23 protein-coding genes are annotated in these 23870 nt (G+C 71.2%); 8 read left to right on the top strand and 15 right to left on the bottom strand.

Annotated features, from left to right (window positions below):
* Positions 1–105 precede the first annotated feature (105 nt).
* The 11 genes from serS to JMJ55_RS07975 all read right to left on the bottom strand — a co-directional run bounded on the left by serS (position 106) and on the right by JMJ55_RS07975 (position 10720).
* A complete protein-coding gene (serS, locus tag JMJ55_RS08025) occupies positions 106–1362 on the bottom strand; it encodes a serine--tRNA ligase (RefSeq protein WP_202824974.1) in 1257 nt (418 codons plus the stop codon).
* A gap of 3 nt (positions 1363–1365) precedes the next feature.
* The gene (gene tatC, locus JMJ55_RS08020; protein WP_328702584.1) at positions 1366–2157 is read right to left on the bottom strand and encodes a twin-arginine translocase subunit TatC; all 792 of its coding nucleotides are present in this window, start codon (positions 2155–2157) and stop codon (positions 1366–1368) included.
* A 12-nt stretch (positions 2158–2169) separates the two neighbouring features.
* The gene (gene tatB / locus JMJ55_RS08015) at positions 2170–2694 is read right to left on the bottom strand and encodes a Sec-independent protein translocase protein TatB (protein WP_202824973.1); all 525 of its coding nucleotides are present in this window, start codon (positions 2692–2694) and stop codon (positions 2170–2172) included.
* 68 nt (positions 2695–2762) lie between these two features.
* Entirely contained in the window at positions 2763–3827 is a 1065-nt protein-coding gene (locus JMJ55_RS08010) for an ABC transporter ATP-binding protein (RefSeq protein WP_202824972.1), read from the bottom strand.
* Positions 3824–4480, bottom strand: a complete 657-nt coding sequence (gene scpB / locus JMJ55_RS08005) for an SMC-Scp complex subunit ScpB (protein ID WP_202824971.1) — start codon at positions 4478–4480, stop codon at positions 3824–3826. The genes JMJ55_RS08010 and scpB overlap by 4 nt, the downstream gene beginning before the upstream one ends.
* A complete protein-coding gene (locus JMJ55_RS08000; protein WP_202824970.1) occupies positions 4464–5228 on the bottom strand; it encodes a segregation and condensation protein A in 765 nt (254 codons plus the stop codon). Before JMJ55_RS08000 ends, scpB begins: the two co-directional genes overlap by 17 nt.
* The gene (locus JMJ55_RS07995) at positions 5225–5932 is read right to left on the bottom strand and encodes a site-2 protease family protein (protein WP_202824969.1); all 708 of its coding nucleotides are present in this window, start codon (positions 5930–5932) and stop codon (positions 5225–5227) included. Before JMJ55_RS07995 ends, JMJ55_RS08000 begins: the two co-directional genes overlap by 4 nt.
* Entirely contained in the window at positions 5929–6927 is a 999-nt protein-coding gene (gene nagZ, locus JMJ55_RS07990) for a beta-N-acetylhexosaminidase (protein WP_202824968.1), read from the bottom strand. Before nagZ ends, JMJ55_RS07995 begins: the two co-directional genes overlap by 4 nt.
* A 7-nt stretch (positions 6928–6934) precedes the next feature.
* A complete protein-coding gene (locus JMJ55_RS31905) occupies positions 6935–7735 on the bottom strand; it encodes an SPOR domain-containing protein (RefSeq protein WP_202824967.1) in 801 nt (266 codons plus the stop codon).
* Positions 7732–9498 (bottom strand): arginine--tRNA ligase, encoded by a 1767-nt coding sequence (locus JMJ55_RS07980; RefSeq protein ID WP_202824966.1) that lies wholly within the window; start codon positions 9496–9498, stop codon positions 7732–7734. Before JMJ55_RS07980 ends, JMJ55_RS31905 begins: the two co-directional genes overlap by 4 nt.
* Positions 9499–9559: 61 nt before the next feature.
* Positions 9560–10720, bottom strand: coding sequence for a deoxyguanosinetriphosphate triphosphohydrolase (locus JMJ55_RS07975; RefSeq protein ID WP_202824965.1), 1161 nt, complete (start codon positions 10718–10720; stop codon positions 9560–9562).
* Between the two features lie 75 nt (positions 10721–10795).
* Here JMJ55_RS07975 and erpA point away from each other — a divergent pair, with 75 nt between their 5' ends.
* The 8 genes from erpA (at position 10796) to JMJ55_RS07935 (ending at position 19343) form a co-directional block, all read left to right on the top strand.
* The gene (gene erpA / locus JMJ55_RS07970) at positions 10796–11146 is read left to right on the top strand and encodes an iron-sulfur cluster insertion protein ErpA (protein WP_202824964.1); all 351 of its coding nucleotides are present in this window, start codon (positions 10796–10798) and stop codon (positions 11144–11146) included.
* 43 nt (positions 11147–11189) lie between these two features.
* Positions 11190–11960 carry an exodeoxyribonuclease III gene (xth, locus tag JMJ55_RS07965; protein ID WP_202825032.1) on the top strand — a complete coding sequence of 257 codons (771 nt, stop codon included), beginning with the start codon at positions 11190–11192 and terminating at the stop codon, positions 11958–11960.
* Between the two features lie 7 nt (positions 11961–11967).
* Entirely contained in the window at positions 11968–13362 is a 1395-nt protein-coding gene (locus JMJ55_RS07960; RefSeq protein ID WP_202824963.1) for an amidase, read from the top strand.
* Positions 13363–13503: 141 nt separating this feature from the next.
* A complete protein-coding gene (locus JMJ55_RS07955) occupies positions 13504–14388 on the top strand; it encodes a fumarylacetoacetate hydrolase family protein (protein WP_236033468.1) in 885 nt (294 codons plus the stop codon).
* Positions 14385–15347: a tripartite tricarboxylate transporter substrate binding protein gene (locus JMJ55_RS07950; protein ID WP_202824962.1), complete on the top strand. Its 963-nt coding sequence runs from the start codon at positions 14385–14387 to the stop codon at positions 15345–15347. The genes JMJ55_RS07955 and JMJ55_RS07950 overlap by 4 nt, the downstream gene beginning before the upstream one ends.
* 65 nt (positions 15348–15412) lie before the next feature.
* Complete coding sequence (locus JMJ55_RS07945) at positions 15413–16600, top strand: M20 family metallopeptidase (RefSeq protein ID WP_202824961.1); 1188 nt, start codon at positions 15413–15415, stop codon at positions 16598–16600.
* 73 nt (positions 16601–16673) lie between these two features.
* Positions 16674–17096, top strand: a complete 423-nt coding sequence (locus JMJ55_RS07940) for a tellurite resistance TerB family protein (RefSeq protein WP_202824960.1) — start codon at positions 16674–16676, stop codon at positions 17094–17096.
* A gap of 75 nt (positions 17097–17171) precedes the next feature.
* On the top strand, positions 17172–19343 hold the full coding sequence (locus tag JMJ55_RS07935; RefSeq protein WP_202824959.1) for a malate synthase G: 2172 nt from the start codon (positions 17172–17174) through the stop codon (positions 19341–19343).
* Here JMJ55_RS07935 and JMJ55_RS07930 read toward each other — a convergent pair.
* From JMJ55_RS07930 to JMJ55_RS07915, 4 genes are read right to left on the bottom strand one after another with little or no spacing between them, the layout of a single operon-like run.
* Entirely contained in the window at positions 19340–20233 is an 894-nt protein-coding gene (locus JMJ55_RS07930) for a DMT family transporter (protein ID WP_202824958.1), read from the bottom strand. The two genes, JMJ55_RS07935 and JMJ55_RS07930, sit on opposite strands and share 4 nt — an antisense overlap.
* On the bottom strand, positions 20230–21474 hold the full coding sequence (locus JMJ55_RS07925; RefSeq protein ID WP_202824957.1) for a M20/M25/M40 family metallo-hydrolase: 1245 nt from the start codon (positions 21472–21474) through the stop codon (positions 20230–20232). Before JMJ55_RS07925 ends, JMJ55_RS07930 begins: the two co-directional genes overlap by 4 nt.
* Positions 21471–22748: a flavin monoamine oxidase family protein gene (locus JMJ55_RS07920; protein WP_202824956.1), complete on the bottom strand. Its 1278-nt coding sequence runs from the start codon at positions 22746–22748 to the stop codon at positions 21471–21473. Before JMJ55_RS07920 ends, JMJ55_RS07925 begins: the two co-directional genes overlap by 4 nt.
* Positions 22748–23794 carry an MBL fold metallo-hydrolase gene (locus JMJ55_RS07915; protein ID WP_202824955.1) on the bottom strand — a complete coding sequence of 349 codons (1047 nt, stop codon included), beginning with the start codon at positions 23792–23794 and terminating at the stop codon, positions 22748–22750. The genes JMJ55_RS07920 and JMJ55_RS07915 overlap by 1 nt, the downstream gene beginning before the upstream one ends.
* Positions 23795–23870 lie beyond the last annotated feature (76 nt).

Here is a 23870-nt window from a genome sequence, read left to right as displayed (position 1 = left end):
TTGTTTACCCTGGGCAGGAGGACGGCGCCGCCAATGGCGGTTGCATCGGCAAGCCGGCCGGCTCACCCGGGACGAATAGGTCTCGCCAGACCAATCCGACCGGCTTCAGCCGATCCGCTCGATCCCGCCCATCCAGGGTTGCAGCACCGCCGGCACCTGGATGCTGCCATCCGCCTGCTGGTGCGTCTCCATCACCGCGATCAGCGCCCGGCCGACCGCGACGCCGCTGCCGTTCAGCGTATGGAGGAAGAGATTGCCCTTCCCCTCGCTCGGCTTCATCCGCGCATTCATGCGGCGGGCCTGGAAGTCCCGGCAATTGGAGCAGGAGGAAATCTCCCGCCAGGCGCCCTGCCCCGGCAGCCAGACCTCGAGGTCATAGGTCTTGGCGGCACCGAAGCCGGTATCGCCGGCGCAGAGCACGATGCGGCGCCAGGTGAGGCCCAGATCGGTCAGCACGCGCTCGGCGCAGCGCGTCATCCGCTCATGCTCCTCGGTGCTGTCCTGCGGGCGGGTGACGGAGACCATCTCCACCTTGTGGAATTGGTGCTGGCGCAACATGCCGCGGGTGTCGCGCCCGGCGCTGCCGGCCTCGGAGCGGAAGCTGGGCGAGAGGGCGGTGTAGCGGAAGGGCAGCGCCGCCTCGGGCACGATCTCCTCGCGCACCAGATTGGTCAGCGGCACCTCGGCGGTGGGGATGAGGTAGCGGCCATCCGTGGTCTTGAAGAGGTCTTCCTCGAATTTGGGAAGCTGGCCGGTGCCATACATGCTGGCGGCATTGACGAGGTAGGGCACCGCCGTCTCGGTATAGCCATGCTGCTCCGTATGGAGGGTCAGCATCCACTGGCCGAGGGCACGTTCCAGCCGCGCGAGCGCGCCGCGGAGGACGGTGAAGCGCGCGCCGGCGAGCTTGGTCGCGGCGGCGAAATCCATCAGGCCAAGGGCCTCGCCGAGCTCGAAATGCTGCTTTGGGGCGAAGTTCGGCCGCGGCGGCTCGCCCTGCTGGTGCAGCACGACATTGTCGGATTCGTCGCGGCCGTCCGGCACATCCGCGTCGAGGATGTTGGGCAGGGTGGCGAGCCGGTCATCGATCTCGAAGCGCTGGGTCTCGAAGGCCTCAAGGAATTGGCGCAGCTCGCGGGCCTCGTCTTCCAGCGCGGCGGTGTCCTCACCTTTGCGCTTCAGCATGCCGATCTGCTTCGCCAGCTCATTGCGGCGGGCCAGCGCCTCCTGCTGGCGGGTCACCTGATCGCGCCGCGCGGCGTCGAGGGCGAGCAATTCGGCACTGACCGGGGCTACCCCACGGCGGGCCATGGCGGCGTCGAAGGCCGCCGGGTCGGTGCGGATGGCGCGGATATCGTGCATGGCTCAGCTCTTCGTCCCGCCGTCCTTCTTCCGCCCCATCCAGGTCGCGGCGAGGATCGAGATCTCGTAGAGAGCGATCATCGGCACGGCGAGGCCGATCTGGCTGATGACGTCGGGCGGCGTGATCACTGCGGCGAACACGAACATCCCGACAATGGCGTAGCGGCGGCCCTTCTTCAGGCTCTCCACGCTGAGGATGCCGACCCGGCAGAGCAGCGTCAGCAGCACCGGCAGCTGGAAGGCGATGCCGAAGGCGAGAATCATCTGCATGACCAGCGACAGGTATTCGCTGACCTTGGCCTCGAGCTGGATCGGCAGCGAGCCTTCGCCCGGCGGCGTCTCGAAGGTGATGAAGAAGTGCCAGGCGAGCGGGAAGATGAAGTAGTAGGCCAGCGCAGCGCCCATGACGAAGAGGAAGGGCGAGGCGACGAGGAAGGGCGTGATCGCCCGCTTCTCGCTGCGGTAGAGGCCTGGCGCGACGAAGAGCCAGAGCTGCGTCGCCCAGACCGGGAAGCTGAAGAAGACCGCGCCGAAGAAGGCGACCTTCAGATAGGTGAAGAAGGCCTCGTAGAGGGCGGTGAAGATCATCCGCCGCTCGCCGCCACCCTGGTGCTGCAGGATGTCGGCCAGCGGCCGGGCGAGGAAGCCGTAGATCTGCGCGGAGAAGTAGTAGCAGACGGCGAAGGCGATGGCGAAGGCGCCGACCGACCAGAGGAGCCGCGTGCGCAGCTCCATCAGGTGGTCGAGCAGCGGCATCGGCTTGTCGTCGATGATATCTTCGGGGTCGCGGGGCACGGGTGCGGGTGCTCAGCTCTGCTGGGTCGGTGGGGTCGGGGCCGGCTCGGCCGGCGGCACGAAGGCCGGCGCGGCGGGCTGGGTAGCGGCCGCCTGCGGGGCCGGGGCGGCCGGCACGGCGCTGGGCGGGATGAAGGCGGGGGCCGCCGGGCGCGGCGGCTCGGGCGCGAGCGGGGCCGGCGGGCCGAAGCTTTCCGGCACCGGCGCGGCGGCCGGGGTCGCGGGCGGCGGCGTATAGCTCGGCTTCAGCGGGTCCTCGGTGAAGGTTTTCCGGATCGAGCCGTCCTTGTCCACCGCCCGGGTGATCTCGTCGCGGACGTTGAAGCGGCGGATCTCATTGATGGACTGCCGCACCTCGTCGAGATTCGCCTCGCGCACCAGCTCATCGGCCTGGCCCTGGAACTCGCTGGCCATGCGGCGCAGCTTGGCGATGCCGCGGGCCACGCCGCGGATCGCTTCCGGCAGGTCCTTCGGGCCGATGACGACAAGCGCCACCACGCCGATCAGGGCAATCTCGGACCAGGCAAGGTCGAACATCGTCTCTCCAGGGCGGCCGCAGCCAAGCGCGGCTGCCTCCGTTAGCAGGATAGGCTCTTGCCGCCAATCTAGGGTGCGGGGCGGGGAAATACGAAGGCGCGTTCGGCATCCAACGCAACCGTCACGCCTTGTCCACGCCGCAGCGGCGCCCCGGGCGGCAGCCGCGCGTGCAGATGCAGCACCCCACCCGCCCCATCCGGCAGGGTGAGATGAACCAGGGTGGTGGCACCCAGCAGCCGGCTCGCCTCCACCTCGGCCAGGACGCCCCCGGGGACGCCACCTGGGATGCCGACGCGCAACCCCTCCGGCCGCAGCAGCAGCTCGGCCGGGCCATCGGGCAGGGTGCAGCCCGCGGGGCGCGGCAGCGGGCCGAGCGCGGTCTCCACCACCTCCCCCCGCAGCCGGGCCGGCAGCCGGTTCACCTCGCCGAGGAAGGTGGCGACGAAGGGCTCGGCGGGGCGGAGATAGAGATCCTCCGGCGTGCCGAGCTGGACCACCTGCCCCGCCCGCATCAGGGCGATGCGGTCGGCGAGGAACATCGCCTCCTCGGCGTCATGGGTCACCACCAGGGCGGGGATGCCGGCCGATTGCAGGACATGCAGCGTATCGTCCCGCACCTGCTCCCTGAGGCGGGCGTCGAGGCTGGCGAAGGCCTCGTCCAGCAGCAGCACCTCCGGCCGCGGGGCGAGCGCCCGGGCCAGGGCCACCCGCTGCTGCTGGCCGCCCGAGAGCATATGCGGATAGGCCCGCGCATGGGTCTCCAGCCCGACCCGCGCCAGGGCCTCCGCCACCTGCCAGGCGCGCTCTCCGCGCTGGGTGCGGTGCAGGCCGAAGGCGACATTCTCGGCCACGGTCAGATGCGGGAAGAGGGCATAATCCTGGAAGACGAAGCCGACCCGCCGCGCCTCGGGCGGCATCTCCCGCCCCGGCTCGGCCAGGACCCGGCCGCCGAGCTCGATCCGCCCGGCCTGCAGGGGCTCCAGCCCCGCCACCAGCCGCAGCAACGTGGTCTTGCCATCGCCCGAGGGGCCGAGCAGGCAGAGAATCTCGCCGAGCCCCACCTCCAGCCCGATGCCGCGCAGCACCTCCCGCCCGCCATAGGCATGGCGGATGCCTGACAGACGCAGGCTCATGCCGGCAGGACGGGCGCCGGCTCGCTGACCAATTCCTCCCGCCGCGGCAGGTCGCCGAGGCTGCGGAGCCCGAATTGCTCGAGGAAGCGGGGCGTGGTGCCCCAGAGGCTCGGCCGCCCCGGCACCTCCTTCCGCCCACGCGGCGCGATCAGCCCGAGCTCGAGCAGGGATTCGAGCGTGGTCTGGGAGAGCGAGGCGCCGCGGATCTCCTCGATCTCGGCCCGGGTCACCGGCTGGTGGTAGGCGATGATGGCCAGCGTCTCCATCGCCGCCCGGGGCAGCCGGCGCGGCACCTCCACCACCTTGGTCAGGGCGGGGGCGAGATCGGCCGCAGTGCGGAAGGCATAGCCGCCGGCGACCTCCACCAGCTCCACCGGCCGGCCGGCGGTCGCGGCCAGCAGCGCGGTCAGCACCGCCCCGGCATCGACGCCGGCGGGCAGGGCCTGCTGGATGCGGGCGGCCGGGATCGGCCGGTCGCTGGCGAAGACCAAGGCTTCGGCGATCCGCAGCGCATGGGCAAACAGCGCCGGATCGGGCGCGGGCTCGGGCGCTTGTGCCTCGGGCACGATTGCCTCGGGGGCCAGGGCCTCCGATGGGGCGACCTCGGGCGGGGCGGCCTCGGGCGGGGCGGCGGGGTCAGGCGGCTCGGACATCGGGGACGGCTTCTTCCGGCTCGGCGCGGCGGATCAGGATGGGGCCGAAGGCGCGTTCCTGGCGTAGTTCGATGGCGCCGCCGCGCGCCGTCTCCAGCGCCGCGATCAGGGTGCTGGCCAGCGCCGCGCGCTGCTCGACCGGGTCGGTCAGCCCCTCCGGCAGGAAGCGGTTGAGCACCGCCCAGTCCGGCAGCGCCCCGACCAGCCGGCCGAGCCGGGCCAGCGCATCCTGCACGGTCCAGAGCTTGCGGTGCTTCGGCTGGTAGGGCCGGCGGGCGAGCGCCCGACGCCGCGCCGCGGCATAGGCCTGGAGCAGGGCCGGGAGATCGGCATTCAGGCCGCTGCGATCCTCGATGCGGAGCTGCTCGGCGCTGCCGCGGGCGAAGACCTCCCGCCCCAGCTGCTGGCGGCCTGCCAGCCAGGCGGCGGCGAGGCGCATCCGCTCCAGCTCGGCCAGCCGGTCGGTCAGCGCCGCGGCCAGGGCCTCGGCATCCACCTCCTCCTCGGGGTCCTGAGGGACCAGGAGGCGGGATTTCAGCCAGGCGAGCCAGGCGGCCATCACGAGCCAGTCGGCGGCCAGTTCCAGCCGCACCCGCCGCGCCTGTTCTAACACCGCGAGGAACTGGTCCACCAGGGCGATGATGGAGATCTTCTCTAGATCGACCTTCTGCGACCGGGCGAGGTCGAGCAGCAGGTCGAGCGGCCCCTCGAACCCGTCGAGCCGGAGATGCAGGACCGGCTGGGTCATGCCCCAGGCCCATTGCCGGAGAGGAGCAGCACCAGGTCAAAGGCGCGCGCCACCACATGCCGGAGCGCCCAGCCCACCGGGTCGTAGCCCTCCGCGATGCGGGGCAGCAGGAAGACGCCGAAGAGCACGATCAGGATGCCGAACCGCTCCAGCCGCGCATAGGGCAGCGCCAGGGCCCGCGGCAGCAGCCCGGTGACGATGCGCCCGCCATCCAGCGGCGGGATCGGCAACAGGTTGAACAGGCCGAGCACGAGATTCGCAAGGATAGACAGGCCCAGGAACCGAAAGCCGATCTGCATGACCTCGGGCGGCAGGGAGGGACCGATCGCCTCGACGGGGTGGACCAGCAGCCCGGCCAGCAGGGCCAGGGCGAAATTCATCGCCGGCCCGGCGGCCGCCACCAGCACCATGCCGAGCCGGGGATTGCGGAGGTTCAGCAGGTTCACCGGCACCGGCTTGGCCCAGCCGAACATGAACTCCACCCGACCGAGGGTCAGCAGCTGGCCGAGCAGCAGGACCCCCGGCAGCAGCACCGTCCCCACCGGATCGACATGCCGCAGCGGGTTGAGGCTCAGCCGCCCCGCCAGCCGCGCGGTCGGATCGCCGAGCGCCAGCGCCGCATAGCCATGCGCCGCCTCATGCAGGGTGATCGCCAGGACCGAGGCCAGCACCGAGACGAGGAGTTCCGGCAGCCACTCCGTCACGCGGCGGCCGCGAGCTGGGCATCCCGGATCGCCAGCAGGGTGGCGGCATCGAGCGGCTGCCAGGCTTCCAACACCCGCGCGCGCGTCTCGGCCAGCCGCGTCTCGGCCGAGTCCGAAAGGGTCGGGCAGTCGCGCAGCAGGTCGGCGGTCTCGGCGAGGACGCCGTTGCAATGGAGGACGAGGTCGCAGCCGGCCCCGATTGCCTCGACCGCCAGCGCCCCCGGCTCCCCGCGCAGGGCCTTCATGCAGAGGTCGTCGCTGACCAGGATGCCCTGGAAGCCGATCGCCTTGCGGATGACCCGGCCGATGATGGTGGGCGAGAGGGTCGCCGGCCGTTCGGCATCCAGCGCCTCATAGACGATATGCGCCGTCATCGCCCAGGCGGGCAGACGGGCCAGGGCGGCGAAGGGGCCGCAATCCTCGGCCAGGGCATTCCGCGGGGCGGAGACGCGCGGCAGGTCGAGATGGCTGTCCACCATGGCGCGGCCATGGCCGGGGACATGCTTCACCACCGGGATGCAGCCGGCGACCTGCAAGCCCTCGGCCCAGGCGGTGCCGAGCCGCGCCACCTCGGCCGGATCGGCGCTGAAGGCGCGGTCGCCGATGATCCCATGCGCGCCGGGCAGGCGGAGGTCGAGCACCGGGGCGCAGACCACGTCGAAGCCGGCATCGCGGCAGAACAGGCCCTGCAGGGCGGCATTGGCGCGGGCGCCATCCTCCGGCCGCCCCTCGAACCGGGCAGCGGGCGGGAATTCCGGCCAGTGGGGCGGCTTCAGCCGGGCGACCCGGCCGCCTTCCTGGTCCACCAGGATCGGCGCCGCCTCGCCCAGCAACTCCCGGATCTGGGCGTTGAGGGCGCGGAGCTGCGCCGGATCGACGACATTGCGGGCGAAGAGGATGACGCCGAGCGGCGGGGCAGCACGGAACAGCGCCGCCTCCTCCGGGCTCAGCGTCGTGCCGGCCAGCCCGACGATGGCGGCGCGCGGCCGAGGCATGCCGGACCTAGCCCCCGATCGGGGTGCAGGGCGCGGCCTTGGCCTGCACCGCGGCGCAGAGCGTCCGGGCGGCCGCGGCATTGGCCAGGCCACCAGTGCGCAGCCGGTAGAGCGGCGCCTGGCCCTCGCCCCGGTCGAAGCGGGTGATCACCGGCTGGAAGGCGGCCAGTTCCGGCACGCGGTGCTGCAGCCTCTCCCACTCGCCCCGGGCCGATTCCTCGGAGGTCAGGGCGGCAAGCTGGACCATGGCGCGGCCACCGGCGACCGGGGCGATGCCGGGCTTGGCCGGCGCGGCGGCAGCAACGGTAGCAGGGGCCGGCTGGACCGGGGCGGGCTGCGTGGGCGTGGCCGGGGCGGCCGGGCGCGCCGCCACGGGCGCGGGCAGCGGCGCGGGCGCGACCAGGGCGCTCGGCGCCATCGGCGGGGCGGGCGGGGCTGCCGCCGGCGGCGGCGCGGGTGGCGCCGCCTGCTGGCGGAGCTGGTCGAGCGCCGGCACTTCCGGCCCCTGGTCGAGCCGGGCGGAGGCGGCGTTGCGTTCCGCGGCGCGGCGGACCGAGGGCGGTTCCAGCACGAGCTGGTCCTGGTTCGGCACAACGAGGCCGCCGGGTGCCTCCGGCCGGATCTTCACCGGCCGTGCATCCGGCTCGATCAACGGGACGGTGCGGGGCCCCATGCGGGAGATGCCCCAATAGACCGCGCCGGCCATGGCCAGCGTGCCGAGCAACCCGCCGGCAACCGCCAGCATGCGCCAATTCGGGCCCGGATGCGCCGGCTGGGCGCGCCAGGATGGAACCGTGATATCGCTCACCGCATCTCCTCGACGGGCGTGACCCCCATCACACCGAGGCCGGAGCGGATGACCGTCGCCGTCGCAGCGACCAGCGCGAGCCTTGCCCGCGTCGCCTCCGGCTCATCCCCCCGGATGAAGCGGAGGGTCGTGTCCTCTCTTCCCCTGTTCCACAATACGTGAAAATCGCCGGCCAAGTCATGGAGAAAAAAGGCGATGCGGTGCGGCTCGCGGGCCAGCGCCGCGGCTTCCACGGTGCGCGGCCAGGCGACCAGGCGACGGATCAGGGCAAGCTCCGCCGGGTCGGTCAGCGACTCGAGCGGCGCCGCGGCGAGCTCCGCCGGGTCGCCGGCGCTGCGGAGCACGCTGCGGCAGCGGGCATGGGCATACTGCACATAGAAGACCGGATTCTCGCGCGACTGCTCGACCACCTTGTCGAGGTCGAATTCCATCTGCGCATCGGCCTTGCGGGTCAGCATGGTGAAGCGGACCGCGTCGCGGCCCACCTCCTCGATCAGATCGGCGAGCGTCACATAGGTGCCGGCGCGCTTGCTCATCCGCACCGGCTCGCCGCCCTTCACCACCTTCACGATCTGGGTCAGCACCACATCCAGCGGCACGGGCTTGTCGGCCGAGAGGGCGGCAACGGCGGCCTGCATGCGCTTGACATAGCCGCCATGGTCGGCGCCCCAGACCTGCACCAGCTCATCGAAGCCGCGGTCGAGCTTGTCGGCATGGTTGCCGATGTCGTTCGCGAAATAGGTGTTGCTGCCATCCGACTTCCGCAGCGGCCGGTCCACATCGTCGCCGAAGCGGGTCGAGGCGAAGAGCGTCTGCGGCCGTGGCTCCCAGTCATCGGGGATCTTGCCCTTGGGCGGCTCCAGCACCCCCTCATAGACCAGGCCACGGGCGGCCAGGGCCGCGATGGCGCGGTCGGCGACGCCGGAGCGGACCAGCTCCGCCTCGCTGATGAAGACGTCGTGGCGAACGCCGAGGGCGGCGAGGTCCCCACGGATCTCGCCCATCATCGCCTCCACGGTGAAGCCGCGGACGGTGTCGAGCCAGAGGGCGGGGTCGGCCGGCAGGGCGCCCGGGGCGAGGGCGTCGCCATAGCGGGCCTTCAGCGCCTCCCCGACCGGGATCAGGTATTCGCCGCGATATTGCAGCCCGCCCGGGGTATTGGCGGCGAATTCCTCCTCGGTCAGGGGCGTGCCGAGGGCCTGGAGGTAGCGCCAATAGGCCGCCCAGCCGAGCGCCTGCACCTGCGCCCCGGCATCGTTGACGTAATATTCCTTCGTGACCTCCCAGCCGGCCTTGGCCAGCAGGTTGGCGAGCGCATCGCCGACCACGGCGCCGCGGCAATGGCCGACATGCATCGGCCCGGTCGGGTTGGCGGAGACATATTCGACATTCGCCTGGCGGCCGCCGCCGATCGCGCTGGCGCCATAGCCCTCCCCGGCCTCGAGGATGACCGGGAGCTGGGCGCGGATGAAATCCTCCCGCAGCCTCAGGTTGACGAAGCCGGGGCCGGCGGGGGCGGCGGAGTCGACCTCGGGCAGGGCGGCCAGCCGCTCGGCCAGGGCGGCGGCGAGCTTCGGCGGCGGCTGCCGGGCCGCCTTCGCCACCACCAGCGCGGCATTGGTCGCCATGTCGCCATGGCTCGGGTCGCGCGGCGGCTCCATCAGCACGCGGCCCAGCGCCTCCTCCGGCAGGTCGGGCAGGAGGTCGCGCAGGGCGGCGATGGCGCGGCCGCGGAGGGCGGCGAAGATATCGGTGCTGGTCATGCTGCGGCGCGGTTTAGCCCGCGATGGCAGTCGGTGGAAACACCCAGGGCGGCGCCCTGCCCTATCCCGGAATATTCGGATCCGTCAGCCGTCGGTGCTCCTCCAGCGCGTAGCGGTCGGTCATGCCGGCGATGTAGTCGCAGACGACCCGGGCGCAGGTCGGGCTGCCCGCCTCCCCTGCCCTCACCCGCCAGTCATCGGGGAGCATCTGCGGCCCGCCATGCAGCAGCTGGAACAACAGCTGCGCCACCCGCTTCGACTTCTGCATGACCCGGTTCACCCGCCAATGCCGGTACATCCGGGTGAAGAGGAATTCGCGGATCACCTGGTTGGCCTCCGCCATCGGGCGGGAGAAGCCGACCACCGGCTCGGCCGCGGCGCGGATATCGTCAACGCTGCGGGGATCGAGGGCGGCGATCCGGCGATTCGCCTCCCGCACCACATCCTCCACCATCACATTGATCACCCGGCGCACCGTCTCGGTCACCAGCCGGTCGCGGGGGATATCGGGATAGGCCGCCTTGACCTCGCGGAAGGCGTCGCCGATCAGCGGCAGGCCACTGGCCTCCTCGATCGAGAAGATCCGGGCCCGGATGCCATCATCCAGGTCGTGGTTGTTGTAGGCGATGTCGTCGGCCAGCGCCGCCGCCTGGGCCTCGGCCGAGGCATGGGTCGTGAGGTCGAGCGGGTGCTGCCGGTCGTATTCGGCGATATAGGCCGAGGGCCGACGCAGCGGGCCGTTATGCTTCGCCAATCCCTCCAGCGTCTCCCAGGACAGGTTCAGCCCGTCGAACCGGGCGTATCGCGCCTCCAGGCTGGTGACGACCTTGAGCGACTGGGCATTGTGGTCGAAGCCGCCATAGGGGCGCATCTGGCTGTCCAGCGCTTCCTCCCCCGCATGGCCGAAGGGGGGGTGGCCGAGGTCATGGGCCAGGGCCAGCGCTTCGGCCAGGTCCTCGTCCAGCCGCAGGCGGCGGGCCAGGCTGCGGGCGATCTGCGCCACCTCGATGCTATGGGTCAGGCGGGTGCGGAAATAGTCGCCTTCATGGAAAATGAAGACCTGGGTCTTGTACTGCAGCCGCCGGAAGGCCCCACAGTGGATGATCCGGTCCCTGTCGCGTTGCCAGGGGGAGCGGGCATCGGCCGGTTCCGGGTGCAGCCGCCCGCGCGAATGCCGGGGATCCACTGCCCAGGGGGCGCGTGCCGATTGGAAATCCGCCATGTCCTCCCCTATCTTCATCCCAACCGATATATGCGGCGGCGCCCGCTTCCGCCATGGCGCCGCCCGGAGAATGCCATGCCCGACGGTTCCGACCTGCCCCGCTTCCGTGTCACCCCCCGCGCCGCCGCCGAGGTGGCGTCCATTGCCCGACGGGAGGGCCGCCCCGATTCCGGCCTCCGCGTCTCGGTGAGCGCCGGCGGCTGTTCCGGCTTCCAATATGGCTTCGAACTGGAGGACCAGCCGACCGGGGACGACCTGGTGGTGGAACAGGGCGGCGTCCGCGTCTTCGTGGACAGCGTCTCCCTGGACCTGATCGCCGGCGCCGAGCTCGACTGGAATGAGGCGCTGATCGGCGCGCATTTCGTGGTGCGCAACCCACAGGCGGTCTCCGGCTGCGGCTGCGGCGTCAGCTTCGCCGTCGCCTGAGCCCCTGTCCAACCAGGGGCGGCCGGGCGATGCTGGGGGCATGATCCGCCTCGCCAGCTTCAACGTGAACTCGATCCGCCGCCGGGCGCCGCATGTCCGGCGCTTCCTGGAGCGGCATTCGCCGGACCTGCTCTTCCTCCAGGAGCTGAAATGCCAGACGGCGGAATTCCCCGCCGCCGAGCTGGAGGGCAGCGGCTACCGCATCCATGCGGTCGGCCAGCGCGGCGGGCGGAACGGCGTCGCCGTACTGGCGCGGATGCCCTTCGAGGTCACGGCCGAAGCCCTGCCGGGCGAGGCCGAGGACGACCATGCCCGTTTCCTGGCGATCCGGACCGAGGACGGGATGGAGGCCGCCGGCATCTACCTTCCCAACGGCAATTCCGGCGGCGAAGTCGGCTTCCAGTACAAGCTCCGCTGGATGGAGCGGCTGCGGGACTGGATCGCGGCGAGGCTCGATTCCTTCACGCCCGTCGCCGTGCTCGGCGACTTCAATGTCTGCCCGACCGCGGCCGACCTCTCGCCCGGCGCCCTGCCGCCGACCGATGCGCTGGTCCATCCCGACAGCCGGGCCCGGTTCAATGCCCTGCTGCATCTCGGCATGACCGATGCGCTGCGCGCCCTGCACCCCGCCGATGCCCCCTTCACCTATTGGGATTACGGCCCGGCCTTCGAGCAGAATCGCGGCCTCCGCATCGACCACGCCCTGCTGAGCCCGGAGCTGGCCGAGCGGCTGGCGCATTGCGGGGTGGACACCATTGCCCGTTCGGAGGAGCAACCCAGCGACCACGCGCCGGTCTGGTGCGAATTGCGGTGAGACCCCGATGAGCGAATCCGATCCCGCCCTGATGTCCGCCGAGACCCTGCTGGCGCTCTATGCCCGGCGGGCTCTCAGCCCGGTCGAGGTGCTGAAGGCGGTGATGGAGCGGGTCGCCCGCTACAACCCCTGGGTCAATGCCTTCGCCGCCATGAACCCGCGCGCCCTGCAGGCAGCCGGTGAGAGCGAGGCGCGCTGGATGGCCGGGCGGCCGATCGGGCTGCTGGATGGCGTGCCGGCGACCGTGAAGGACCTGCTGAACCTCTCCGGCTTCCCGACCCGGCGCGGCAGCAAGCTGACCGAGGCCAGGCCCGCCACCGAGGATTCGCCCTCGGTGCTCGGGCTGAAATCGGCGGGCGCGATCATCCTCGGCAAGACCACCACCACGGAATTCGGCTGGAAGTCGCCGGGCGACTGCCCGCTGCACGGCATCACCCGCAATCCCTGGAACCGGGATCGGACGCCGGGTGGTTCGTCCTCCGGCGCCGGGGCGGCCGGGGCGGCCTGTTTCGGGCCGCTGCATATCGGCACCGATGCCGGCGGCTCCATCCGCATCCCGGCGGCCTTCTGCGGCCTGGTCGGGCTGAAGCCGAGCTTCGGACGGGTGCCGCAATGGCCGCTCGGCGCCTTCGCCCAGGTCGCCGTGACCGGGCCGATGACGCGGACCGTGCGCGATGCGGCGCTGATGCTCTCGGCCATGGCGCGGCACGATCTGCGCGATCCCTTCTGCCTGCCGGATGAGCCGCAGGACTGGCGGCGGGGGCTGGAGGATGGCGTGGCCGGGCTGCGGGTCGCGCTGGTCCGTCGCCTCGGCTTCGAGGCGCCGCTCGATGCCGATGGCGAGGCGGCGCTGGTCGGCGCCGCGCGGATGCTGGGGGAACAGGGCGCGCTGGTCGAGGAAGCCGATCCGCCGCTCCCCGATACGCGGGCGCTGTTCGGCCGGGTCTGGGGCGTGGCCCTGGCGCGGCTGGTCGCCACGATTCCCGAGGAGCGGCGCGGCCTGCTCGATGCCGGGCTGGTCGAGGTGGCGGAGCGCGAGGGCGGCATGAGCGCCGTCGACTACCTCGCCGCCGAGGCGCTGCGGATCGAGGCGGCGCATGCCGCCGCGCGGTTCCACCAGCGCTATGACCTGATGCTATGCCCGACCACGCCGACCGCCGCCTTCGCCGCGGACCAGCCGACCATCCGCCCGGCCGAGGCGCTGTGGCGTGACTGGGCGCCCTGGACCTTCGCCTTCAACCTGACCCGGCAGCCGGCCATCAGCGTGCCGATCGGCATCGACGAGCACGGCATGCCGCGGGCGGTGCAGCTCGCGGCGGCGCTCTACCGCGACGACCTGGTGCTGCGTGGGGCGCGGGCGCTGGAGCAGGCGGCCACCATTCCCCTGGCCCAGCCGGGCTGATTCTGCTTCACCAGGGCTAGAGCGTGATCGCCGGAGGCTGGAACGGTCGGAGGCGTGAATCACGCGACAAAACAATAACCTAGACCTTGCTCCGCGATCCAGTGATCGTGGATCAAGGTCTAGAGGGCTGGAGGGCGCGGCATGCGGTTGGTGACCTACAAGCGGGGCGGCTGGGCAGGCGGCAAGGTCGGCGCCTTGCGGGCGGATGGCGCGGTGCTCGACCTCTCGGCGGCGGATGGGCAGGTGCCCTGGGACAACATGCCGGGGCTGATCGCCGGCGGCGAGGCCATGCTGCGGCGGGCCCGGGCCGCGGCGGCGCAGGCGCCGGTGGTGGAGGATGCGGTGCTGCTGGCGCCGATCCCGCGCCCGGCGAAGAACATCTTCTGCGTCGGCAAGAACTACCACGAGCACGCCAAGGAATTCGCCGGCTCCGGCTTCGACGCCACGGCGAAGGAGGTGGTGCCGGAAGCGCCTGTGGTGTTCAGCAAGCCGCCGACCGCGGTCAGCGGGCCGGGCGATGCCATCCCCTCCTTCCTCGATCCGACCAATTCGGTCGATTACGAGGGCGAGCTGGCGGTGGTGATCGGCAAGGCCGGGCGCGGCATTAAGGCGGCCGACTGGGCGCAGCACGTCTTCGGCTACACCATTGTCAACGACGTCACTGCCCGGACCCTGCAGCACAAGCACCGGCAATGGATCCTCGGCAAGGGGATTGACGGCTTCTGCCCGATGGGCCCCGCCATTCTCACCGCCGACGAGGTGCCGGATCCCCGCACGCTGCGGCTGACCACCTATGTGAATGGCGAGAAGCGCCAGGATGCGCCGGTCGCCGACCTGATCTTCGACATCCCGACCCTGATCGAAACCATCAGCGCCGGCATCACGCTGGAGCCGGGCGACATCATCGCCACCGGCACCCCGGCCGGCGTCGGTATCGGCTTCCAGCCGCCGCGCTTCCTGAAGAAGGGCGATGTGGTCCGCATCGAGGTGAGCGGGATCGGCGTGCTGGAGAACCCGGTCGCATGAAGCGCCGGGCGGTGCTGGCGGCGGGGCTGGCGCTGCCGGCGCTCGTCCGGGCGGAGGATTTCCCGGGCCGTCCGGTCACCATGGTCGTCGCCTTCCCGCCCGGCGGGCAGGCGGATGTGGTGGCGCGGCCCGTCGCGGCGGCGCTGGAGCGGCATTGGCGCCAGCCGGTGCCGGTGGTGAACCGCGCCGGGGCGGCGGGCGAGATCGGCAATGCCTTCGTCGCCCGCGCCGCGCCGGATGGCACGACGCTGCTGATGGCCCTCTCCTCCCTCGCCATCCTGCCGGAGGCGGCGCGGCTGTTCGGCCGGGCGCCGGCCTATGAGCTGGACCAGTTCGCCCCCATCGCCCTCTTCACCGCCGACCCGACCCTGCTGGTGGTGCCGGCCAGCGCGCCCTGGCGGACGCTGGAGGAGTTCATCGCCGATGCGCGGCGGCGGCCGGGGGCGATCAGCTATTCCTCCTCGGGCAATTACTCGGCGCTGCATGTGCCGATGGCGATGCTGACCACGGCGGCGGGGATCGACCTGCTGCATGTGCCCTTCCAGGGCGGGGCGCCGGCGCTGACCGCGCTGCTCGCGGGCCAGGTGCAGGCGCTGTCCAGTGGGCCGGGCCCGGTCGCGCCGCATCTGCGCGAGGGCCGGCTGCGGGCCCTGGCCTGCTGGGGCGCCCGGCGCCTGCCCGATTGGCCCGATGTGTCGACCCTGATCGAGCGCGGCTTCCCGGAGGCCGAGTATTACATCTGGGCCGGCGTCTTCGCCCCCGCCGCCACGCCGCCGGCGCTGCGGGAGGCGCTGCGTGCGGCCCTGGCCGCCGTCGCGGCCGAGCCGGAGACCGGCCGGGCGCTGGCGGCGGGCGGCAATACCCTCGACTACCGTGACGGCGAGGCTTTCGAGCGCTTCTTCCGCACCGATGCGGCCCGCCTCCAGGCCGCGGTCCGGCGGATCGGCAAGGTGGAGTAAGCCCCGCGCTTGCCCAGGCGCCGGGCCGGTGATGCAATCGCCGCCCTGTATCCGACGAGGCCGCCATGACCGCCGCAAGCACCGAATCCACCATCACCGCCTGGCTCGCCACCCAGCAGGAGGCGATGCTCCGGGTGCTGGAAGCCATGGTGAACACCGATGGCGGCAGCTACGACAAGGCGGGCGTCGATGCGGTGGGCCGCATCGTGCAGGACTTCATGGCCGAGCAGGGCATCCCGGTTGAGGTCATCCCGCAGGAGACATACGGCGACTGCCTCAAGGCCCGCGTCGCGGGCGGCGAGGCGCTGTCCTCGGGCAATGAGAAGCAGCAGATTGTGCTGATGGGACACCGCGACACGGTCTTCCCCAAGGGCGAGCCGACACGCCGCCCCTTCCGGATCGAGAACGGCATCGCCACCGGCCCCGGCGTCGCCGATATGAAGGCGGGGCTGGTGATGAACATGTTCGTCCTGGCCGCCTTCAAGCGCTTCGGCGGCGCGCCCGGGCCGCTGGTCGGCCTCTTCACCGGCGATGAGGAGATCGGCAGCCCCGAGGGCCGTGCGGTGATCGAGGCGACGGCGCGCGAGGCGCGGGTCGTCTTCAACTCGGAGCCCGGCCGGCCGAATGGTGGGGTGGTGACCGGGCGCAAGGGCGGCGTCTTCTCCGTCTTTGATATCGAGGGCAAGGCGGCCCATTCCGGCGGCAATTTCGAGGCCGGCGTCAGCGCCATCGGCGAGCTGGCGGCGAAGATCACCGCGCTGCATGCCCTGACCGACCTCGCGCGAGGGATCACCCTCAATGTCGGCCTCGTCGCCGGCGGGCAGAGCGTCAATACCGTCGCCCCCTGGGCCCAGGGGCAGATCGACCTCCGCTATAAGGAACCGGCCGACCGCGACGAGGTGATGGCGAAGATCCATGCCATCATCGACCGCGCCTATGTGCCCGGCACCCGGTCCCGCCTGACGATCAAGGGCGAGTTCCTGCCGCTGACCCAGACCTCCTCGGCGGCGAAGCTGTTCGACCTGTATTGCGGTGCGGCCGGGGAAAGCGGGCTGTCCATCACCGGCGAGTTCAGCGGCGGCTGCGCCGATAGTGGCTTCACCGCGGCGGTCGGGGCGCCGACCATCTGCGCCGTCGGGCCGGTGGGCGGCAAGGCGCATAGCCCCGAGGAATATCTGGAAGTCGCCAGCTTGGTGCCGCGGGCCCAGGCCATGGCGCGGGCGATCCTGCGGCTGGATCGGGCGGGACTCTAAGCTTTCCGGTAGATGACAAAAGATTCATGTTGAGCTATTTCCCCGGCGGACCAACCGCTGGGGGATCACCGCGATGTTCAACCTGTTCAAATCCGCCTCCACCGCGCTCGAGCTGACGCCGCGCACCTGCCTCGCCGTCTCGCTGATCTACTGCATGGCGGCGGATGGGGAGATGGATGAGGAGGAGATCGGCCATCTGATCGCGGCGCTCGGCCGCGGCACCACCCGCGGGCAGCTCGATGCCGCCCTGCGCTATGCCCGGGCCACGAAGCCGGACCAGTTCCTCGCCGATGCCACGCCGCGGCTGCGGCCGGAACAACGGCTCTGCATCCTGCTCAACATGATCGACAGCGCGATGAGCGATGGCGAGGCCGAACAGGGCGAGCAGGAGCTGGTTCGTCGCTTCGCCACCGCCTGGGGCCTGTCGGAGGAAGCGCTGGCGCCGCATTTCCGCACGCTGGTGGCGAAGAACCAGCGCATCGTCCTCGATGCGTGAGCGCCGGGGCGGGTCCCGCCCCTTTGCGGCCTGCCCGGTTTCGCCTAGTTAGCCCCGAGAACTAGGGAGGCGAGCATGGCAGATCGGGTCGAGGTGGCGGGTCTCAGCGTCGCGCGCGAGCTGCGGGACTTCATGGAGCAGGAGGCCCTGCCCGGAACCGGTGTGACGCCGGAGCGGTTCTGGACCTCCTATGCCGCCATCCTGCGCGACCTGGCCCCGCGCAATGCCGCGTTGCTGGCGCGGCGGGACGAGTTGCAGGCGAAGATCGATGCCTGGCACGCGGCGCATCCGGCCAAGCCGCTGGATGCCGCGGCCTATACCGCCTTCCTGCAGGAGATCGGCTATCTGGTGCCCGCCGGCCCGGCCTTTCAGGTCAGCACCACCAATGTCGATGCCGAGTTCGGCCATATCGCCGGGCCGCAGCTCGTCGTTCCCGTCTCCAATGCCCGCTATGCGCTGAATGCCGCCAATGCCCGCTGGGGCAGCCTCTATGACGCGCTCTATGGCACCGATGCGATCCCGGAGGATGGCGGGGCGGAGCGCGGCCGCGGCTACAACCCGAAGCGCGGCGAGCGGGTCATCGCCTTCGCCCGCGCCACGCTCGACAAGGTTGCGCCGCTCGCGGGCGGCGCCTCCCATGCCGACTCCAAGGGCTATGCCATCACCGCCGGCGCCCTCGCCGTTGCGCTGAAGGACGGGCAGAGCGTTGGCCTCGCCCAGCCCGGCCAGTGCGTCGGCTATCAGGGTGAGGCGGCAGCGCCCTCTTCCATCCTCTTCGTGCATCACGGCCTGCATGCGGAGCTGGTGATCGACCACGACCACCCGATCGGCAAGACCGATCCGGCCGGCGTCGCTGACCTCGTGCTGGAAGCCGCAGTCACCACCATCGTCGATTGCGAGGACAGCGTCGCCACGGTCGATGCCGAGGACAAGGCGCTGGTCTATCGCAACTGGCTCGGCCTGATGAATGGCTCGCTGGAGGCGAGCTTCGAGAAGGGCGGCAAGACGCTGGTGCGCAAGCTGAACAGCGACCGCACCTATCTGAAGCCGGGCGGCGGGGCGATGACGCTGCATGGCCGGTCGGTGATGCTGGTGCGCAATGTCGGTCATCACATGATGACCGATGTGGTGACGCTGGATGGGGCGGAAACGCCGGAGACCATCCTCGACGCCCTATGCACCGTGGCGATCGCGCTGCACGACCTGCGTGGCCAGGGCAAGGGCCGCAACAGCCGTGCGGGCAGTGTCTATATCGTCAAGCCGAAGATGCATGGACCGGAGGAAGTGGCCTGGGCGAACGAGCTCTTCGGCCGCGTCGAGGACGCCTTCGGCCTGCCGCGCGCGACGCTGAAGATGGGCATCATGGATGAGGAACGCCGGACGACGGTGAACCTCATGGAATGCATCCGCGCCGCGAAGGACCGCGTCGCCTTCATCAATACCGGCTTCCTCGACCGCACCGGCGACGAGATCCACACCTCGATGGCCGCCGGCGCCATGCTGCGCAAAAACGACATGCGCGGCACGCCCTGGATCAAGGCCTATGAGGACTGGAACGTCGATACCGGCCTCGCCTGCGGGCTGCGTGGCCGGGCGCAGATCGGCAAGGGCATGTGGGCGGCGCCCGATGCGATGGCGGAGATGCTGAAGCAGAAGGTCGGCCACCCGAAGGCCGGCGCCAATACCGCCTGGGTCCCCTCCCCCACCGCCGCGACGCTGCATGCGCTGCACTACCATGAGGTGGATGTGGCGGCGCGGCAGGAGGAGCTGGTGCAGGGCGGCGGCCGGGCGAAGCTCGAGGACATCCTGACCATCCCGCTCGCCTCCGAGACCAACTGGCCGGCGGATGCGGTGCAGGCCGAGCTCGACAACAATGCCCAGGGCATCCTCGGCTATGTCGTGCGCTGGATCGACCAGGGTGTCGGCTGCTCCAAGGTGCCGGACATCAACAATGTCGGGCTGATGGAGGACCGTGCCACGCTGCGCATCAGTGCCCAGCACATCGCCAATTGGCTGAAGCACGGCATCACCACCGAGGCGCAGGTGATGGAGACGCTGAAGCGCATGGCGAAGGTGGTGGACGGGCAGAATGCCGGCGACCCGCTCTACACGCCGATGGCGCCGGACTTCAACGGCGTGGCCTTCAAGGCGGCCTGCGACCTGATCTTCCAGGGCACGACCCAGCCCAACGGCTATACCGAGTTCATCCTGACCGCCCGCCGGCGCGAGGCGAAGGCGGCAGCCTAGGCAGGCTTCGCGCGGCGGGCCTCCCGCCGCGCGATCCAGCTCGTGCTGGCAAAGATGATGAGGCCGCCGATCCAGGTGGCGGTTCCCGGCACATCGCCCCAGACGGCGAAGCCGAAGAGCGAGGCCCAGACCAGTTCGAGGAATTTGATCGGCTGAGTCACCGACATATCGGCCAGCTTGAAGGCCCGCGTCAGGCAGATATGTCCGGCGGTGCCGATGACGCCGCAGAAGGCGAAGGCCGCCCATTGGCCCGGGCTCGGCCATTCCCAATTCGGCAGGGCGAAGGGCAGGCTGAACAGCGCAACGCCGAGGGATTGCCAGACGACGATGACATGCGGCGAATCCCGTCGGGTCAGCGCCTTGGTGATGAGGAAGGAGGCGGCGAAGAGCGGCGAGGAAGCCAGCATCACGAAGCCATAGAGGCCGGCGCCGCCGGACAGGTTGGGCGAGACCACCACCAGCACGCCGCAGAAGCCGATCACCGCCGCGATCCAGCGCGCCGCGACCATCCTCTCCCGCAGGAAGACCACGGCGCCGAGCATGATGAAAAGCGGCGTGGTGAAGCCGAGCGCCGTCATATCGGCCAGCGGCACATGCGGCACGGCGATGAACCAGAGCAGCAGGCCGGATGTATGGATGGCCCCGCGCCAGATCTGGCCTGAAACATTGGCCGGGCGATAGGCGGCCCAGCCGGCATGCCAGATGAAGGGCAGCATCACCACCACGCCGAAGCTGTAGCGCAGGAAGCCGGTCACGAAGGGGTCGAGCTGCTGCGCCAGCAGCCGCAGCGTTCCGTTGAGGACGATGAAGAGGAGGCCGGAGGCGATCATCCACAGCATGGCCCGCGTCGTGTCGCCCATGGCGGCGAGGCGGGAGAGCGCGAGGCTCATGCCGAGAGGAAGTCGAGCGCGGTCAGCGCATGGACGCGGGCGACCTGCACCAGCTCCTCCACCAGCACATATTCGTCGGCGCCGCCCATATTATATGGCGTCGGGCCATAGACGATGGTCGGCAGCCCGGCCATGCGGAACCAGCGGGCATCCGATCCACCGACGCGCATATTGACGGCACAGGGCTCACCCAGCACCTCGCCGGCCGCGGCGGCGGCACGCTGCACCAGCTCATGGCCCGGATCGGTGTGGTTCGGCTCGAAGCGGCGGAGGATGCGCCAAGCGATGCCTTCGCGCCCGCCGAGCCCGGCGGTGAGCGCCCCCTCGGCCATGGTGCAACTGACGCCGACCGGCAGGCGGATATCGGCGCCGGCGCGGGCACTGGCGGGGACAAGGTTGGTGGAGGTCCCACCCTCGACCCGGCCGATATTGACGGTGACGCTGCCCAGCACCTCCGCTTCGCCCGCGCCGGAGAGGGGTTCGGAGACGGGCCGGGCCGCGGCGATGGCGGCGGTGACGGCGGGCGGCGCCTCGGGCCGCAGCGCGCGCAATCCGCGCACCGCATCCAGCGCGGCGCAGAGCCGGTCGAGCGCATTGACGCCGAGATGCACATGCGCGCCATGGCTGGCGCGGCCCTCCGCCTCGATCTCGATCCAGAGGAAGCCCTTCTCGCCGAAGCGCAGAACGCGCGGGCTGCCGGCATCCCCGATGATGACGGCATCGCCGGTCGCCTCGGGGATGTGGTCCATCAGCCATTTCGTCCCCAGCGGGCCCATCGACTCCTCGTCGCCTGCGAGGGTCAGCACCGCCTCGCCGCGCCAGAGCTCGGGACGGGCGGCGAGCAGGGCCATGGCGATGATGGAGGCCGCGATGCCGCCCTTCATATCGGCGGTGCCGCGGCCATAAAGCCGGCCCTCGCGCAGCAGCCCGCCGAGCGGCGGCACGGTCCAGGGCAGCGCCTCATTCACCGGATAGGTGTCGAGATGGCCGTTGAAGACCAGGCGCCGGCCCGGCGCATGGCCGCGCAGCACGGCGACGAGGTTGGTCACGGTGTCGGAGGTCGGGTGCAGCGTGACCTCGGCACCAGGGACCAGCTCGCGGATCAGGCCGGCGGCGGCCTCGGCGCAGGCGCGCACATCACCGGGCGGGTTGGGGGATGGGATCGCCACCAGCGCCCGGGTCAGGGCGATGACGCGATCCTCGCAGCGTGCGGCCTCTTCGGCGAAACGGGTACGGCTCATCCGCCGAGCGTAGCGGATAAAGCCTCGGCTGCCGCCATGCCGCTGGCCCAGGCGCCGCCGACCGTGCCGGCATAGCGGGTATGGCAGGCCTCGCCGGCGAAGCGGATGCGACCATCGGCGAGGCGAGCCCCGGCGAGCACCGCCCGCGACCCGGCGGCACCGACGCGGGCATAGGTATAGGCGCCGCGAAACAGCGGGTTCTCACCCCAATCCGTCGGCACAGCCCGGTCCGGGAAGGCCCGCGCGACCTCGGCAGGGCCGAAATAGCGGGTGAGGTCGGCGCGGGCGAAGGCCTCGGCCGCCGCCGGACCCTCCCGCGCCAGGGCCCAAGCCGCCTCGCCGCCGAGGAAGCCGACCGCATGGTCGCGGCCAAAGGGGGCGATCATCCAGGACATCGGATGATCCCCCTCCCCCTCGAGCCGCCGTCCGAGCCGGGCGAAGGGGCCGAGGCCGAGCCGGAACCCGAGCCCCTGGCCGCCCCGCAGCCCGATCTTCGACAGCAAGGCGAGCGGCAGGCCATGGATCGCCGCCTCGATCTCGGTCGGCAGCCCCGGCTCGAAGCGCAGCCCGCCCGCGGCCAGCACGCCGGTCGAAACGGTGACGATGCAGCCACGGGCGCGTAGGCTGCCGCGCGGCCCCTCCAGCGTGATCGCGCGATCGGCGCGGATACGCTCGATGGGTGTGCCGAGGCGGATCGGCAGCCCCGCCGCCAGGCGCGCGACCAGCGTGCCGAAGCCTTCCGCGATCTGCGGGTTCTCGCCGTCGAGGCCGGTATCGATGTAGTCGCGCAGACTGTTCCGTTCTGGCTCCACGCCGCAGATGGTGGTGCCGAGCCAGTGGGAGACGGTGGCGTCCCAGAAGCCGCCATGCGGCACCGCCTCGGCGATGGAGACATCCGGGCCGCCCTGGGCGGCCCGGGCCTCGGCGGCCTCCTCCCAGGCATCGCAGGCGGCGTCATGCGCCGCCTTCTCCTCCGGCGTCGCGCGGCGGTCGCCGATGAGGAGGATGTCGCGCCGCCGCCGCTCGCCCTCGCGCAGGGTGAAACCGAGCCGGCGGGCGATCGGCGTCAGCGGGTTGTGCTCGGCGACATGCAGCCAGGAGGCGCCATGGTCGAAGGGCGTGCCAAGGCCCTCGCTCTCGGTATAGGCGCGGCCGCCGACACGCGGGCCGGCCTCCAGCACCAGGCAGCTCCGGCCGAGCTCGGCCAGGCGGGTCGCGGCGCCGATGCCCGCGGCGCCGGCGCCGATCACCGCGATATCGATCTCCGCCGGCATCAGATTGTCCTGAAGCGTGCCACCTCGCCGGCCTCGACGCGCAGCCGGCCCTGGCGTTCCAAGCGGCGGAGATGTGCCAGCGTCTCGCCCACGGTGAAGCCGACCTGCCCCATCTCCTGCGCCGCGCGGGGGAAGAGGATTTGCGCCGCCTCATAGGCGGTCAGCGGCTCGCGGCAGGCTTCGGCCAGCGCATCCAGCCGCTCGGCATGATGCGCCGCCAGCACATCGAGCCGCCGGTGCAGCGTGCGGAAGGGCTCGCCATGGCTCGGCAGCACCAGCGTATCCTCGGGCAGGCTGCGGAAGCGGTCGTTGCTGGCGAGGAAGTCGCCGAGCGGGTCGGCCCCCGGCTCGCCGGGATGCAGGCCGATATAGGGCGAGATGCGCGGCAGGATCTGGTCGGCCGAGATCAGCACGCCGCGCTCGGCGCTGTAGAGCGTCGCCATGTCCGGCGCATGTCCGGCGCCGGTCACGACGCGCCATTCGCTACCGCCGATGGTGACGGCGCGGCCATCCTTCAGCGCATGGAAGCTGCGCGGCAGTTCCCCGACCGAGCGTTGGTAGAGCGGTCCGCGGCTCTCGACGAAGGCGAGGTATTCGGGTGGGCAGCCGGCGCGGGCGTAATGCTCGACCTGCTGCGCCATCATGTCCGGGCCGCTGTCGTACCAGAGGGCGCGGGCCATCAGCCATTCAATGCGGGTCATCATCGGGAAGAGCCCGAAGCGCCCGCAGAGCCAGCCGGCGAGGCCGACATGGTCGGGATGGAAATGGGTGACGAGCAACGCCGTCAGCGGCCGCCCGCCCAGCGCCGGCTGGGCGAGCAACTGGTCCCAATGGCCGCGGGTAGTGCGGCTTGCGATGGCGGTGTCGATGGCGAGCCAGCCGCCCTCATGCTCCAGCAGCCAGATATTCACATGGCCGGGCGCGAAGGGCAGCGGCATGCGGGCGCGCAGCAGGCCGGGCTGGATGGTCCGCACCTCGCCGGGCGGCGGCGCATCCGGCGGCAGCGGGGCCGGGACGTAGGGCGGGGGGTTGGTCTGATCCGGCATCCTGCTCCTCCGTCGGACGGAAAGGATAGGTCGCTATCGGTTGCCTTGTCGATCCGCGCTTGCCGAGTGGGTGCGC

This window comes from Belnapia mucosa, assembly GCF_016775475.1.
Classification (GTDB): Bacteria; Pseudomonadota; Alphaproteobacteria; order Acetobacterales; family Acetobacteraceae; genus Belnapia; species Belnapia mucosa.
Note: the sequence above shows the minus strand (reverse complement) of the source record. Positions and strands in the feature narration are given on the sequence as shown.